The sequence below is a fragment of the Methanocella paludicola SANAE genome (genome assembly GCF_000011005.1).
In the GTDB taxonomy this organism is placed as follows: domain Archaea; phylum Halobacteriota; class Methanocellia; order Methanocellales; family Methanocellaceae; genus Methanocella; species Methanocella paludicola.
In genome coordinates this window covers 478,178-493,282 of the sequence record NC_013665.1, presented here as the reverse complement: position 1 = coordinate 493,282, position 15,105 = coordinate 478,178, and the positions used below count along the sequence as shown (strand labels likewise).

Below are 15,105 nucleotides of genomic sequence, written 5' to 3'. Positions count from 1 at the left end.
GTAGCATCTTTTAATTTGTTTAGGGAAGATAATCGAAATGCCGGACGCAGAGACACAGCGGAAACTTATCGAGATCCTTCGTATCCTGAGCGAGTCGAACGGAGAGGTGGGGGCCCGCAAGATCGCCGAAGAGCTCAACCGCCGGGGATATAACCTGGGCGAGCGTGCGACCCGCTATCACCTGAGGATGCTCGACGAGCGGGGCTTCACCAAAAAGCACGGCTACCTTGGCAGGGTCATCACCCCGCTGGGCGAGGAGGAGATGAAGCACGCCCTCGTCACCGACCGCTTAGGCTTTGTCTCGACGCGCATCGAGGAGTACGAGTTCAAGACCACCTTCGACCCGGCCACGGACACGGGCGAGGCCGTGGTGAACATCTGTTACATTAACAAGTCGGACCTGGACCGCTCGATCGATACGCTCAAGCGTGTCGTAGAGGCCGGCTACGCGATCAGTCCCCGGCTCAAGGTAGTGGACGAGGGCCAGGAGATCCTGGAGAACGACGTTCCCGAGGGCCAGGTCGCTCTCGCCACGTTCTGCAGCATCACCATCGACGGAGTCCTTTTAAAGCGGGGCATACCCGTGAACCTGAAGTACGGCGGCCTCATCCGCGTTAAGGACCATAACGCTGAGCGCTTCACCGAGGTGATCGATTATCACGGCACGTCCATCAACCCCATGAACGTCTTCGTCTCGAGGAAGATGACGTCCGTGCTCAAGGTCCTTGAGACGGGCTCAGGCTACGTCCTGGCCAACATCAGGGAGATCCCGGTGAACGCCCGCGAGAATGCCCGGCAGATCATCAGCCAGCTAGAAAGCGCCGACATCCATGGCATATTCTCGGGCTGCGAGAACATGCGGCCCCTGCTTGGCGTTCCCATCGAGACGGGCAAGTGCGGCATCGCGAGCTACTCGGGCATCAACCCGTTCGCCGCCCTCACTGAGATGGGCATCAAGACGCGCATCATACCGCTCTCCGCCGTCATGAACGTAAATGAGTTGAAGAGGCTGGATTAGATGTATAAAGTCGTAGAGACCACAAAAGGGCTTTCGCCTTTGCTGAAGACGTTTAAGGCGCAGATGGCGGCGCTGGGCATGCAGCGCGCCCATAAGATCGTGTTCCTCGGCAGCGCGGGCACCTGCGTGCCCTTCATCGAGCTGTTCGCATACACCATCCGGAACGACCACGTGGAGATGTTCCTGGTCCCCGATGCGATCCTGGAGGAGACCCGGTCCGTCTGGCATGTGCCCGGTATAGGCATGCAGGCCGGGGGCGCTGCTGACCCGCACGGCGCCGACTTCGTTATTGTTTTAGGCGGCCTGTCGATGCCCGGCAGCAAGGTGGACGCCGCTGGCACTGCGGAGCGTATTAAGGCTATCCTGAAGCCCGGCGGAAAAGTCATGGGCATTTGCTTCATGAGCATGTTCGAGAAGGCCGGCTGGTACGGTAAGGTGCCCTTCGACGTGGTCATTGATGCGAATATCGACCCGATCCAGGTGCAGAAGTTTGAGCCTTAGCTCTCTATCTTTTTAAGCTCGCGAAGCTTGTTAAGTCCGCGAAGGCTGTTCGAGCCCGAAGGCCGCGAAGCTGCCGCGAAGACCGCTAAGATTTTTTTAAAGAATATTTTATTTTCGTTTTACTCTCCTGACTGCATCGCCGAAGTATTTTTTGTTAAAGTTTATGATCAGGCCTATTCTGAGATCGGTGAATCTCAGGTATGTTAGTACCTGGGATATGTGTACCGGGAGTATATCTTCGACGACTTTTATTTCAACTATTACGCATTTGTTTACCAGGATGTCGAGGCGGTAGGCGTTGGGTATGATGTGGCCGTCGTATATAATAGGTAATAGTATCTGGTTTTCAACAGTCAATCCTTTCTTTTCCAGTTCGATGAGCATGCATGCTTCGTATGCGCTTTCGAGCAGTCCGTTGCCTGTGTATGCGTGGACATTGTATGCTGCATCGATAATTTGGGTCACGATCTTTTCTATTTCTTCGGGAATAGGTTCCATATAAATCACAGCTTATTTACAATAATATGCATATAAGTATTTAGCAATTACCAATTAATAAAAAAATCTTAGCGGTCTTCGCGCCAGCTTCGCGGCCTTCGGGCTCGAAAAGCCTTCGCGGACTTAACAAGCTTCGCGAGCTTATATCAAATTCACAGTCTTTTAATATCGACGGCGTTTTCGTGCGGTGGCCAGTAGCGACACCGTAATGACCCCGGCAGTTCCCCCAGCTAACAGCAGCCCCCCCAGGGCATCCGACTTAATGGGCGGCGACTCGCTGGAGGTCACGTTCAGGAGGGCCATGAGCGTTTTAGTCTGGCCGCCGCCGTCAAGGTATATCTTAGCAGTGTAATTGCCCGTGGTGCCGTTGGGCACGCGGGAGCGGATGATGAGGTCTGAGCCGGAGCCGGGCTCGACCGTTATTTTATCCCATGGGGCGCCGCTCATGTAGTAAGCCCAGTTCTCGCCCACTTCCGCGGTCACCATTATGTCGATGGGGAACTCGCCGTCGTTGTATACACGGACAGGTATGTCGAAAGCGTCGCCATCGGTGAGGTTGATCGAGGGGTAGCCCTGGGCGGAGGCCTTATAGCCTTTGATCACCGCCTCGTAGGCGGGAGTGCCCTCGACCTGGAGGTAGAGCGTGAGCATGTTCGAGGAAACGTCCTGGCCTTTAAGGGTGAGGTTGACCGTGTATGGGCCGGGGGGCGTATCCTGGGGGACGTAGACCCAGAAATCGGAGGACGCGACCTCGGCTCGGGCTGCGTAGTACAGCGTGCCGTTGCCCGTCGTGGCGCCCCAGCCGTCGGGCTTCTGTATCTCGAGCGTCAGCGGCTTATCCCGGGCGTAGCCGTTGTTCACGCTGAAGACGAAGCGGGCGGTGTCGCCGGCCTTCACCGTGCGGCTCGGGTAGTTCGAGTACAGGTCGAGCGACTCGTACGGCATGTCCTTGACGACCACGACGACGGGTATCTTCGCGTAGAAAGACCCGCCGGTGACGAGCACGTACCAGACATAGGCCCCGCGCTGGTCCCCGTTATACTGGAACATGAAGGTGATCTCGCGCTGGGAGCCGCTGCGGATGCCTAGCATCTGCCCCTCGGGGCACCATCCGGCCCAGTTCTTGCCATCGACTTCGGGGGTCTGGAGGCCGAACGAGACGTACTGGTCCTGGAGCTGGCTGTTCTCGACGCAAATCGTACACGCAGCCTCCCTGCCGGGGCTCGTCTCGAGCACGGGGTTCACGGCATAGGGCACGATGCCCGCGTAGGGCACTTTCTTCAGCTGCCGGTTAAGCGTCCGCGTGCCCTTGAACTCCTGCTCGTCCATGAGCGTCTGGAATCCCGCCGCGGCGGTGACGACGGAGTACGTGCCCGAGGTGATGACGACGTTGTAGTAGCCGATGGCGTTCGACTTCGTCTGGTTCACCACCTGCTGGTCCTTGATGAAGTATATGATGGCGCCGGGTATGGGGTACGTGGTCTTATCGTGCACCTCGTCGCCTCCCGTGATGTAGCCTTCGACGTATATCGCCCGCCCGTCGCTGTCGCTGGAGTTGGATAACGATAGGCCGGTCGTGGACTGGGCGGCAGCTACGGGCATGAGATAAAGTAGTATCAGCAAGGCCGCCGTCGCCGGCAATATTGCGTTTTGTCCGCTCAATTTGACCGCCCTAACACCCTGAATAATGGCAAAAACCACAATCGGTGCCAAATATATAATTTAGTGGATAAATTATAAATATATTTCTATTTAAATATCGAAAAATCACCTTATAAAGGCTTACTTGTTAAGCCCTGCCGTTTATGCGCCGTATGCATAAATTATAAATAACAAACGCTTGAGTTTAGATATTGATGGAGCTTCCGACCCCAGAGAGCATAAAGAAGAAACGCGTTAAGCTTGGCCTGACGCAGAGCGAGCTTGCCGCCCGCGCGCACGTGAGCCAGCCGCTGATCGCCCGGATCGAGTCCGGCGACGTAGACCCCAGGCTGTCCACGGTCAAGAGCATCATCACGGCCCTGGACGACATGGAGAAGTCCCGCATCACCGCGAAAGACCTGATGACCGCCCCCGTCATCTCGCTCTCCCCGGACGAGTCGGTGGACCAGGCAGTAAAGATCATGGAGAAGTACGGGTTTTCGCAGGTCCCCGTGCTGGAGAACGGCGTGCCCATAGGGAGCATTTCCGAGAGCGCGCTGGTGCAGGCCATGGGCAGCCGCGACATCCAGCGCATAAGCAATGCCCGCGTGCGTGAGCTCATGGAGGACTCGTTCCCGGCCGTAGCCCCCGGAACCGACATGGGCACAATATCTGCGCTCCTCGAGGCCAACCACGCCGTCCTCGTCATGGAGATGGGCAAGGTCGTCGGCGTCATCACGAAGTACAATATCATGCGGCTTCTTAACAAATAGACGTTTTTCTTTTTCACCATATAGGCCGTTTACGTATCTGTATTTCAATCCTTTGCAGTGTTGCCTGTGGAGCTGGATCCCTTCGGTCGGTATCACTAAACCACGAAAGACTTTTTATATCCCACGTAAGGCCCGAAATCACCAGGTGCATGCCGTGCGTTTAAAACACGAAACAACCTCCCTAAGGGCTCCAAAACACTAAAGGATAGAAACACAAGAGACGGCATGAACTCCAATGGTTATGCTTTTTCTCGTGTTTCAATCCTTTCGAGAGGTTCGTCTTTTAGAGAGGTTGTTTCGTGTTTTGAACCCCAAAGCATGTACCTTTGTGCATTTCGAGCCTTACGTGGGATATAAAATAAATTCGTGTTTTCGTGTTACCGACCGACGGGCAGTACGTGCGTCACATTGGAGAGCGATATTAAAAAATGGAACTACAGTTAATATTTGATATGTTAGTTATTCGTATGTATGGAGCGATTACTTTCTCCGCGCGCGCTACTTTACCTTATATGGCATAAGCTCATCCTCCCCCATTGAGGTATGGAAATGGATATGAGAGAATGTGCAAAGTCAGACTGCCCCTACAGATTCCCGGGACTGAGCGCGAGCGGTAAGCGAAGAGGGCTATGCAGCATGCCGAAGACGATGCTCAGGATAGGATGCCCGGAGCCCGCGGGAGGATATAAAGCCCAATAATGCCTTATTTTTAAAATCAAGCGCATAATCCGCCTAAAAAGGGAAAATTCAAACAAAAAAATCAAAACGTTTATTACGTATCGTGAAGTTATGATAACGAATAGGAGGATATCGCTATGACAGAAATTTCTAAGGCACCGATCGCCAGGCTGTTAAGCCAGGCGGGGGGCGACAGGATCTCCGCCGAGGCGGTCGACGAGATGGTAAAATATACAGAGGACTATGTGCTGAAGGTCGGCACCGAGGCCAGCAAGCTTTGCATACACGCGGGCCGCAAGACTATCAAGGCGGACGACATCAAGCTCGCCGTGGAGCGGCTCAGGCTCTAAGCGATTATCATAACACCGATATTACTTATCATCATAGTAAAAAACGCTTTAGACTCTTTTTAGGCAGGAACGTTACATTTTTAAAGGTAAATGCCAAACAAGTAACTCCGACAACGGGGTTCATTCCAATGGCCACATCGAAAGTCAGGAAGGGCTCGTCCGACGAGTCCATGCGCGAGGTTCTGGAACTGCTTGAGAACGACTCGAGGCTCACGGCCAGGGAGATCGCGGAGCAGACCGGCCTCAAGGAAAAGGACGTGCAGCGCTTCATCAAGGAGATGGAGGCCCGCGGCATCATCCGGCACTATAAGACGCTCATCGACTGGGAGAAGTACGGCGATGACTCAGTCTACGCCATCATCGAGGTACAGCTCAACCCGGAGCGCAACGTGGGCTACGATGCGGTGGCCGAGCGCATATCCAAATTCCCCGAGGTCGTCACCTGCATGCTGGTCTCGGGAGACCACGACCTCCACCTGGTGATCAAGGGCAAGACCATGAAGGAGGTCGCCTTCTTCGTGGCCGAGAAGATCGCCCCCCTGAGCCAGGTCACTCACACCGCCACCCACTTCATGCTCAGGAGCTACAAGCGGGAGGGCGAGATCATGTTCGAGAAGGAAGAGGACAGCAGGCTGGTCATACACCCATGAAGATCGCGAAAAAGGTCATCGAGCTGCCCCCGTCAGGCATCCGCAAGTACTTCGATATCGCCTCCACCATCAAGGACGTCATCTCCTTAGGCGTGGGGGAGCCGGACTTCATCACCCCCTGGCGCGTGAGGGAGGCGTCCATCTACGGCATGGAGAAGGGCAAGACCACCTACACCTCGAACTGGGGATTACTCGAATTAAGGGAGCTCATATCGAAGTACACCTTCGAGGGCTCCGGAGGCGACTACAGCCCCAATAACGAGATCTTAGTCACTACGGGCGTGAGCGAGGGCATCGACCTGGCCATAAGGGCTATCACGGACCCGGGCGACGAGATCCTGGTCGTGGAGCCCAGCTACGTGTCATACAAGCCCTGCGTCATCATGGCCGGCGGCGTCCCTGTGCCGGTCAGCACCAGGGCCGAGAACGACTTCAAGGTGCGCCGGGAGGACATCGAAAAGAGGATCACCCGAAAGACCACGGCCATCATCATGAACTACCCGAATAACCCCACGGGCGCCATCATGACCAGGAAGGACCTGGAGGAGGTCGCCGACGTCGCCATCGAGCACGACCTGATGGTCCTCACGGACGAGGTCTACGAGAAGCTTACCTACGACGGCAGGCATGCCTCGATCGCATCATTGAACGGCATGAGGGACAACACGATTCTCCTGAACGGGTTCAGCAAGGCGTTCGCCATGACCGGCTGGAGGCTGGGCTACGCCTGCGGCAACGCGGACGTCATCGAGGCCATGATGAAGATCCACCAGTACACCATGCTCTGCGCTCCCATCGGCGCCCAGCTGGGCGCCATCGAGGCGCTGAAGAACGGCCAGAGCGACATGCAGGATATGGTCAGGGAGTACAACCGCCGGCGCCGTGTCATCGTCAGAGGGTTCAACGCGCTGGGCATGGACTGCTTCGAGCCTAAAGGGGCGTTCTACTCGTTCCCGTCGATAAGATCCACCGGCCTGTCCTCCGAGGAGTTCTCGGAGAGGCTGCTGTACGATCAGGGTGTCGTCACCGTGCCGGGAAGCGTTTTCGGCGAGTCCGGCATCGGGCACCTGAGGTGCTCGTACTGCTCGTCCATGGAGGACATCAAGGAAGCGCTGGCCCGCATCGGCCGGTTCCTGGATACGCTGAAGACGGAAAAAGCCCCCACCATTAAGAAACGCGTCAAGCGCTGACCTATGTCCGGGAACGCTTCCATCGGCTCAAATGTGACCGCCGGCACGACGGATACTTTTGGGCAGGCGAGTGTAAGCCAGCTGTCCGGATGGCTGGAAAGCCTGATAGGGACATACCTTGGCCTGAGCGGCGTAATGGCGGAAGCGCTCACGGCGGCCATCGTCCTGGCCATTTTTTTAGCGCTGTCATGGATCGTCAGGCGCTTCATCACGGACATAGCCCCGAGGCTCGTCTCAAAGACCCGGTCGTCGATCGATGACGAACTATTGAAAGCCATAAGAACCCCGGTACAGGTATTGATCATCGTGGCCGGGGTCTACTTCGCGTGCAACACGCTCAACGGCCTTTCTCCGGGCATCGTCGGCGCCATCGATAAGCTGGCCGCCATCGCCCTTATCCTGGTCGGCGCATACCTGGTTTCGAACATCATCAGCGCGTTCATCCGGTGGTACGTCGCTGACGTCGCCCCCAAGACGGGCTCAGACCTTGACGACCACCTGCTGCCGTTCCTGCAAAAAGTCGTTGTCGTGCTCGTCTATGTCATCGCGGGCATCATGGTCCTGGACCTCTTCATCGAGGTCACGCCGCTGATAGCGAGCCTGGGCGTCGTCGGCATCGCCGTCGCGTTCGCGGCGAAGGCGATGCTCATGAATATCTTCGGCGCAATGGCCATCCTTACTGACCGGCCCTTTAAGATCGGGGACAGGCTATACCTGGACGGCATCGGGGCGACCGACGTGGAAGACGTGGGCCTGTGGAGCACCCGTGTGAGGACCATGGACGGCCGCATCGTGGTCGTCCCCAACGAGAAGATGGCCTCCAGCCATATCGTGAACATTTCGCAGCCCGAGGTGAAGCTCCGGGTCCAGCTTAAGGTCAGGATAAGCTACGCCTCGGACGCCGAAAAGGCCTGTGCCATCCTGGAAAGCATCGCCTCGGGGACGCCTGGCGTATCCGCTGACCCGAAGCCGAGGGCTTACCTGTCAGAGCTGGGCGATTTTGCCGTGACTATAATGCTTCTTGCATACGTGGACAATTACGATAACGACCTGTCTGTGTCGGACAGCATATACCGTAACGCCCTGGCCACATTCAAAAAAGAGGGCATCGTCATACCGTACCCGACGGTGAACGTCCGGCCCCGGGTGCGCTAATAATTATTCCAGTTACTTGCATAATGTAGATGCGTTTTCCTATCTGTTGCTATATGCAGTACTGCCGGGTTTTTAAGGCACTGAGTGTACAGAGGCACTGTTTTCACCACAATGGCACGAAGCGCACTGAGTTTCACAAAGCTTTCTTTAAAATGGAGTTCACAAAGGCCGCAGAGAAGGCTTTTTGGGTTAAGAGACACGAAGGGGACAATGACACGATGGCAAAAAGTGTTCGCATGTTCATTCCATTGTGCCATTGTATCCTTTGTGCCCTATCGCCAATGAACCGGTCTTTGTGACCTCTGTCCCTTACATTTTAAAAAAAATCTTAGTGAGCCTTTGTGAACTCCGTGCCATTGTGGTGAGAGTAGTGCCTCTGTACGCTTAGTGCCTCAAAGAATAGCAAGTAATTACCAGACTAACATAGAATTTTAAGGCCTCTTACCCGGAGCCCTTTTTTCTACTTCTAAGCAATAGCACGCACGCTGTGACGACGACTATTACGATGACGGCCAGAAGTGCGATGGAACCGATAAGCATGTAGTTCGGCCCGCTCTCCGGGGTAGTCGGAGAAGCGGTAACGATGATAGGCGTGGACGTCGGCGAAGGCAGTATCTGCGTCTGCATGAGCACGAGCGCAGGAGAGCCCGCGGAGGCGCTCCTGTTACCGACCTGGCCCTCAGCGTTCGAGCCCCAGGCCCATACGCTGCCGTCGTCTTTGAGGGCCAGCGTATGATAGAGGCCCGCGTCGACGGCGGTGATGCCGTTAATGCCGCTCACCCGCACGGGCACGGTCATGTCGCTTCCCCCTGTTTTACCGACACCTAGCTGGCCGTCCGAGTTACTGCCCCACGTCCAGACGGTGCCGTTATCGGCCAGCGCGACGGAGTGCGAGGCGCCCACTGCCACTGACTTCACGCCGGATAAACCCCGGACGATATCGGGGTTAAAAGAGTCCGCCTCCGGCCCGAATGAGAGCCGGCCGAGGTCGTTCAGGCTCGTGCCGCCCATGCCGAGCTGGCCGTTATAATTATAGCCCCATGACCAGACGTTGCCGTCCACCATGACGGCCAGCGCGTGGGCGTCGCCCGCGTCGAGGCCCATCACGTTATAGATCTTAGACCGGACGGGAGTAAAGCGGCTCTCGTTGGTGCCGTCTCCCAAAACGCCGTGGCGGTTATCGCCCCAGGCCCACACCGCGCCGTCTCCCTGCGATGCGAGGCAGTGCGAGCCCCCGGCCGATATGGCCTGGATATTGTTCAGGCCCTTAACCTGGATGGGCACGGCCGTGCCCTTATAATTGAGCGAGCCCTCGCCTACCTGGCCGTACGAGTTGGAGCCCCAGGCCCACACCGTGCCGTCGCCCTTCAGAGCAAGGCTGATGTCCTTGCCGGCGGCGATGGCCTTGACGCCCGTGAGCCCCGCTACCTGGACCGGCCCGGCGCTGTCGTTATATGTGCCGTCCCCGAGCTGTCCGTACTTGTTCGACCCCCAGGCCCAAACAGTTCCGTCTCCCTTCAGAGCAAGCACGTGGCCGTACCCGGCCGCGATCTTCCTTACGACCGAGATCTCTACCTTTTGGGGCGTCGCATATTCGACGCCGTCACTCACGTAGCCCCACTGCCACACGGTGCCGTCGTCGAGCAATGCCACGGAAGTCGAGTTGGACGCGGCGATGGAAACGACCGCGGGCGACCAGGCAGTCACACAGGGCATAATGAGAACGAGCGAGAACGAACATATAAGGATGAGCAAGATAAGCCGGAAACCCCTCATGGTACCACGTACAGGAAGTTATGCGCGAGGATATAAATAGCTTATATCATCATCCTGTAATCGGCCTGAAGTAACATAATACCATTAAGGCTGAATGCTATGTCAGGGAGTGTCTCGCTGCTCGAATAGGCATCAGCCTAAAGCTTTTTGATGAATGACGCCCTAATACGCGCCCGTAGATGAGCCTATGTACGCAAGGATAAAGGACGTGCTTTCCGGAAGGTTCGCCGACGGCGAGGAAGTGGAGGTCGGCGGATGGGTCGTCAAGAACCGCTCGAGCGGCAAGATCGTTTTTACTCTCATAAGGGACGCCACCGGCGAAATGCAGGTGACCGCCCGCAAGGGCAACGTGTGCGACGAGGCCTTGAAGGTCGCGGACGCGCTGTCGCTCGAATGCTCCATTATCGTGAAGGGCAAGGTCCGCTCGGACCCCAGGGCGCCTGGAGGAAAAGAGCTTTCGGCAACGGACCTGAAGCTGATCGGGGCATCCAGGGACTATCCCATATTCGGCGAAGAGGAACACAACCCCGAGGTACTGCTGGACCTGAGGCACCTGGACGTCAGGAGCAAGCAGCTCGTGGCCATCATGAAGGTCAAGGACTCGGTATTAAGCGCTGCCCGGGAATGGTTCAGGAACCACGAGTTCTTCGAGGTCACGCCGCCCATCATCATCTCGAGCGCCTGCGAGGGCGGGTCCACGCTCTTCGAGCTCAAGTACTTCGAGGACAAAGCGTACCTGTCCCAGAGCGCGCAGCTATACCTCGAGTCGCTCATCTTCGGGCTCGAGAAAGTGTACTCGATCACGCCCTCCTTCAGGGCGGAGAAGTCCCGCACGACCAGGCACCTGGCCGAGTACTGGCACATCGAGGGCGAGATGGCCTGGATGGGACTGTATGAGATGATCGACATGCTTGAGCAGCTCGTCTGCTACGTGTGCAACAGGGTCGGCGAGGAAAGGGCGGAGGAGATCAGGCTCGTAGGCGGCGACCCGGAATATTTCAAGGGCCTGAAGGCGCCCTTCCCCAGGATCACCTACGACGAGGCCGTGAAAGTACTCCAGGCGGACGGGTTCGAGTTCAAGCCCGGCGAGGACTTCGGCACCCACGAGGAACGGCAGCTCTCGACACATTACGATAAGCCATTATTTATTACGGAGTACCCGGCCGAGGTGAAGGCCTTCTACATGAAGGACGCCGGGAACGGGAAAGTGCTTAATGTCGACATGATAGCGCCGAAAGGCTTTGGCGAGATCATCGGCGCCAGCGAGAGGGAGACCGACCTGGCGATCCTTGAGGAACGCATACGCAAGCAGGGCGAGGATCCGGCGAAGTACGCCTGGTACCTGGACCTGAGACGCTACGGCTCGGTGCCGCACTCCGGGTTCGGCATGGGCACCGAACGTCTGGTACGCTGGATATGCGGCCTGGAGCACATCAGGGACACCATCCCGTACCCGAGGACGATCAGCCGGTCGTACCCGTAGACCATAAATATTTACGCACAAGCGGTTCATAGGGCCAGGTAGCGGTGTCGACATAATCGGCTACCTTCGGTACCTTTTAGCCTTTTTACACGCCCCTCCGGTCAGGCGGGGATTGCACTATAGTTATAATGGATAAATGAGTAGAATTTTTCCCAGTTATTAATTAAGCTGGCATATTAACGCTTTTAATGTAAATCGGAGTGTTTTTTTACAGGTAAAAATTCGACGAACATATTTAGCCCGTCATTCAAGAACCATCTTTATGAAAATTTGTGTCGTCTCACAGTCGTTTTATCCGTACATCGGCGGCGTGACCAGGTACTTGCAGTCGCTGGGCAGGAAGTTGACGGCCCGAGGGGATGAGATGGTGGTCGTGCACCTGCGGTCCTCCGACATGCCCGAGTACGAGGTCGTGGATGGCGTCCGCGTGTACCGCATGTCCGGGGACGAGGGCATGCAGGAGTCAATCGACGGCTATTTCAAGTTCAAGGAGCTCATCATCGACGTTACTCACGGGCGGAAGGTCTCGTCGCTGGAGGACCGCTTCAGCAACGGCTACACGGAATACCTGGGCTTCAATCTCAACATGTACGAGAAGGTGCGGCAGGTGTACGATATCGAGAAGTTCGACGTGCTCCACGTGCACGACTTCCAGGTGATGCCCCTCGCGTTCCTGATCAAGAGCGATATCGGGGTGCCCGCCATCTTTACCTGGCACATACCGTTCACCAGGGATACGCCGGCCGAGTGGAGGGAGTTCCTCGTGAGGTATATGCGCTACTACGACAGGGTCATCTTTTCCACGGACGAGTACGTGCGCACTGCGGTCGAGAGCGGCATGAATCCCGACAAGGTCTCTAAGATCAACCCGTTCATCGACACGGACGAATACGTCACTGACGGGGAGAACGACTTCAGGGAGAAGTACAACATCCCCGGCGGCGATGATCTCGTGCTCTGCGTGTCCCGTATCGACCCCCGTAAAGGGCAGGAGTACCTGATCAAGGCCATGGCCGTGGTAATAAAGAAGCACCCGGACACGACGTGCATCTTCATCGGGAACGGGTCCCTCACGAAAAAGTTCATCGGGCGCACGAACCGGCTCGAAGAGCTCGAGGCGATGGTGCAGGAGCTCGGGCTGGGCGGAAAAGTACGGTTCTTAGGCAAGGTAAGCCAGGAAGACCTGATGAAAGCGTACGATGCCTGCGACATGCTCGTCCAGCCGTCCATCAACGAGGGCTTCGGCCTGGTCATTTCGGAGGCCATGTGCTTCGGCAAGCCAGTTGTGGGCTCGAACGTCGGCGGCATACCCGAGCAGATCATCGACGGCTTCAACGGGTTACTGTTCCAGCCGAAGGACCATAAGGCGCTTGCCCGCCAGATCTGCAGGATGATCGAGGACCCGGCGATGAGAAAGCTGATGGGGGAAAGGGGCCGGCAGATCGCCTGCGAGCGCTTCTGCGTGGACCGGGGCTTCCGGGAGCACTGTGACATCTACGATAATATCTGCCTCGGGAAAGGGTTCGAGGAGCCTTCGGGGGCCGGAGAGTCGCTACTGACCGGCTAGCCGGGTCGCCGCTCACCGGCTGATCACTCTTTCCCCAGGAGATAATTAATGGACTTGACGAACTCCTCGTGCGAGAACGACTGCGGGATGTTGCCCACGAGGCGCTGGTAGTACATGTCGTACTCTTCGGCGAAGAGGCCGAGGTCGCTGGAGGCGTAGCGTGCCGCCCTATTAATGATATCCAGGGCGTTCACGGTCTTGCCCCTTTTCATCAGCACCTGGGCCAGCCATAGCGAGGAGAGCATGAAGGCGTTGGGCTCCTCCGCGAACCGCTTTAGCAGGCCGCCCGTGCCCAGGTTATCCGTGATGCTCTTGATGGTCATGCGCACCATCGGGTCTTCCATGGGGAGCATGTTCATGAGGGGTATTGCCAGCACTGACGCGTCGTACGCGTCGTCCTCGTACGCACGCTTGAAACATTTCCGCTTTTCAGACCACCCATTCTTGACGATGTCGACTTTAACTTTCTCCGCCTCCAGGCCCCATTTGCTGGCGAGATGACGCCTGTCTACCAGCGTGGCCAGCCGGGCGCCGTACTCCAGCGCCGCCCAGCACATCGTCTTGCTGTGGACATAATCCATGTACTGGCGCCGGAACTCCCAGATGCCCGCGTCCTTCTCCCTCCAGTGCCCGGCCACGTGCTCCACGATCCTCTCGATGGCCAGAAAATTCTCTTCCACGTATCCCGCGCAGCCCGAATATTTATTCAGCGTGTATATGGCATGGATGACCTCGCCCTCCAGGTCGTTCTGCTTCTGGTCGACGGCCTTGTTGCCGATCCTGACGGGCCGGCTGTTCCCGAACCCGGCGAGCGTGTCGACCTCCTCCTCTTCCGTGCCCGTGAGGTCGCCGTAAATGGACACAAGCGGGTAAGGATAGGGCTTGCCCTCGGGCTGCACGATGCTTAATAAGAAATCGATGATCTGCCGGGAGTCCCCGAAGAGTCCAGCCAGCGCCAGCGCCTCGGCGCTGTAGGCCCCGTCCCGGACCCAGCAAAAACGGTAATCCCAGTTCTTGTCCTCGCCCACGATCTCGGGGAACGATGTCGTGGGGGCGGCCAGGATGGCGCCGCTCCTGTCGTACATTAATAATTTGAGCACGAGCAGGGAGCGCATATAATAATAGTGCATCCGCGGGCTGAGGTCGAACACCGGGAAGGCGCATGCCGTGTAGTTCCTCCATAGCTTGAGGTCCGCCTGGTACTCGCGCTCGTAGTTCGAGCTGGCCGCCGCCTTCCTGGCCTCTTCGGGCGTAGAGCCGTACGTCAGCAGCAGCGGTATGGTCATGGGCGGCTGCACGTCGAAGGTTATGCTTTTTTTCTTTACCACGGCCTTTTCCGAGCAGGTGATCATCAGCGCCTGGCCCGGGGAGCAGATCATCAGCCCGTTGTCGAGGATATTTATGGTCGGCTTTGAGCGGTTATAGTCGGGCCTGGGGTCCACGTCGAGGACGAGCTTGAAGTTGTCAGGCCCCGAGACGCCCAGGATGCGCCAGAGCTTGTGCTTGCCGAATGGCATGAAGTCGATGGCCCTGGCCGTGTCGGCGCCCACCAGGCTCGTGGTCTCCAGCAGGTTCGTGTCTTCCAGGTACCGCTGCTCGCCCCTCTCGAAGGGCGTGCTCGTGCCCGCCTGCTCCCGGGACAGGGTGATCGAGCCGCCGTTCACGCTGTCCAGAGCCCTGGCGAACATCGTCGGGGAGTCGAACCTGGGCAGGCAGAGCCAATCCAGCGAGCTGAATATGCTGATGAAAGCGCATGTCTCCCCGTTGCCGACGACGCCATACATAAAATCAGATTCACCCGCTCATTATAAAATCGTTATATGGG

The 15,105-nt window shown here is 57.1% G+C and carries 14 protein-coding genes; 10 read left to right on the top strand and 4 right to left on the bottom strand.

The window, feature by feature from the left end; translation table 11 throughout:
- Positions 1-37 precede the first annotated feature (37 nt).
- Both MCP_RS02535 and MCP_RS02530 read left to right on the top strand, forming a co-directional pair.
- Entirely contained in the window at positions 38-1,018 is a 981-nt protein-coding gene (locus tag MCP_RS02535; RefSeq protein ID WP_012899248.1) for a DUF128 domain-containing protein, read from the top strand.
- Positions 1,019-1,519: a DUF2124 domain-containing protein gene (locus MCP_RS02530; RefSeq protein WP_012899247.1), complete on the top strand. Its 501-nt coding sequence runs from the start codon at positions 1,019-1,021 to the stop codon at positions 1,517-1,519. It begins immediately after the preceding gene.
- A gap of 108 nt (positions 1,520-1,627) precedes the next feature.
- Here MCP_RS02530 and MCP_RS02525 read toward each other — a convergent pair whose 3' ends face one another.
- Both MCP_RS02525 and MCP_RS02520 read right to left on the bottom strand, forming a co-directional pair.
- Positions 1,628-2,017 (bottom strand): GxxExxY protein, encoded by a 390-nt coding sequence (locus MCP_RS02525; RefSeq protein WP_012899246.1) that lies wholly within the window; start codon positions 2,015-2,017, stop codon positions 1,628-1,630.
- 162 nt (positions 2,018-2,179) lie between these two features.
- Positions 2,180-3,679 (bottom strand): hypothetical protein, encoded by a 1,500-nt coding sequence (locus MCP_RS02520; protein WP_158301433.1) that lies wholly within the window; start codon positions 3,677-3,679, stop codon positions 2,180-2,182.
- A gap of 194 nt (positions 3,680-3,873) precedes the next feature.
- Here MCP_RS02520 and MCP_RS02515 point away from each other — a divergent pair, with 194 nt between their 5' ends.
- The 6 genes from MCP_RS02515 to MCP_RS02495 all read left to right on the top strand — a co-directional run bounded on the left by MCP_RS02515 (position 3,874) and on the right by MCP_RS02495 (position 8,454).
- Complete coding sequence (locus tag MCP_RS02515; protein WP_012899244.1) at positions 3,874-4,431, top strand: CBS domain-containing protein; 558 nt, start codon at positions 3,874-3,876, stop codon at positions 4,429-4,431.
- A gap of 549 nt (positions 4,432-4,980) precedes the next feature.
- Complete coding sequence (locus MCP_RS15595) at positions 4,981-5,130, top strand: hypothetical protein (protein ID WP_158301432.1); 150 nt, start codon at positions 4,981-4,983, stop codon at positions 5,128-5,130.
- Positions 5,131-5,246: 116 nt separating this feature from the next.
- Positions 5,247-5,459 carry a histone family protein gene (locus MCP_RS02510; RefSeq protein WP_012899243.1) on the top strand — a complete coding sequence of 71 codons (213 nt, stop codon included), beginning with the start codon at positions 5,247-5,249 and terminating at the stop codon, positions 5,457-5,459.
- Positions 5,387-6,109, top strand: a complete 723-nt coding sequence (locus MCP_RS02505) for an Lrp/AsnC family transcriptional regulator (protein ID WP_331369594.1) — start codon at positions 5,387-5,389, stop codon at positions 6,107-6,109. Before MCP_RS02510 ends, MCP_RS02505 begins: the two co-directional genes overlap by 73 nt.
- Positions 6,106-7,299 carry an aminotransferase class I/II-fold pyridoxal phosphate-dependent enzyme gene (locus tag MCP_RS02500; RefSeq protein WP_012899241.1) on the top strand — a complete coding sequence of 398 codons (1,194 nt, stop codon included), beginning with the start codon at positions 6,106-6,108 and terminating at the stop codon, positions 7,297-7,299. Before MCP_RS02505 ends, MCP_RS02500 begins: the two co-directional genes overlap by 4 nt.
- A 3-nt stretch (positions 7,300-7,302) precedes the next feature.
- A complete protein-coding gene (locus MCP_RS02495; RefSeq protein ID WP_128859902.1) occupies positions 7,303-8,454 on the top strand; it encodes a mechanosensitive ion channel family protein in 1,152 nt (383 codons plus the stop codon).
- A gap of 441 nt (positions 8,455-8,895) precedes the next feature.
- Here the strand turns inward: MCP_RS02495 and MCP_RS02490 are convergent, their stop codons facing one another.
- Complete coding sequence (locus MCP_RS02490; protein ID WP_128859901.1) at positions 8,896-10,170, bottom strand: RCC1 domain-containing protein; 1,275 nt, start codon at positions 10,168-10,170, stop codon at positions 8,896-8,898.
- Positions 10,171-10,417: 247 nt separating this feature from the next.
- On the opposite strand from MCP_RS02490, the gene asnS reads away from it, so the two are divergent.
- The gene (gene asnS, locus MCP_RS02485) at positions 10,418-11,713 is read left to right on the top strand and encodes an asparagine--tRNA ligase (RefSeq protein WP_012899238.1); all 1,296 of its coding nucleotides are present in this window, start codon (positions 10,418-10,420) and stop codon (positions 11,711-11,713) included.
- Positions 11,714-11,975: 262 nt separating this feature from the next.
- The gene (locus tag MCP_RS02480; RefSeq protein WP_012899237.1) at positions 11,976-13,280 is read left to right on the top strand and encodes a glycosyltransferase family 4 protein; all 1,305 of its coding nucleotides are present in this window, start codon (positions 11,976-11,978) and stop codon (positions 13,278-13,280) included.
- 23 nt (positions 13,281-13,303) lie between these two features.
- Here the strand turns inward: MCP_RS02480 and MCP_RS02475 are convergent, their stop codons facing one another.
- The gene (locus MCP_RS02475) at positions 13,304-15,064 is read right to left on the bottom strand and encodes a glycoside hydrolase family 15 protein (RefSeq protein WP_012899236.1); all 1,761 of its coding nucleotides are present in this window, start codon (positions 15,062-15,064) and stop codon (positions 13,304-13,306) included.
- Positions 15,065-15,105: the final 41 nt, after the last annotated feature.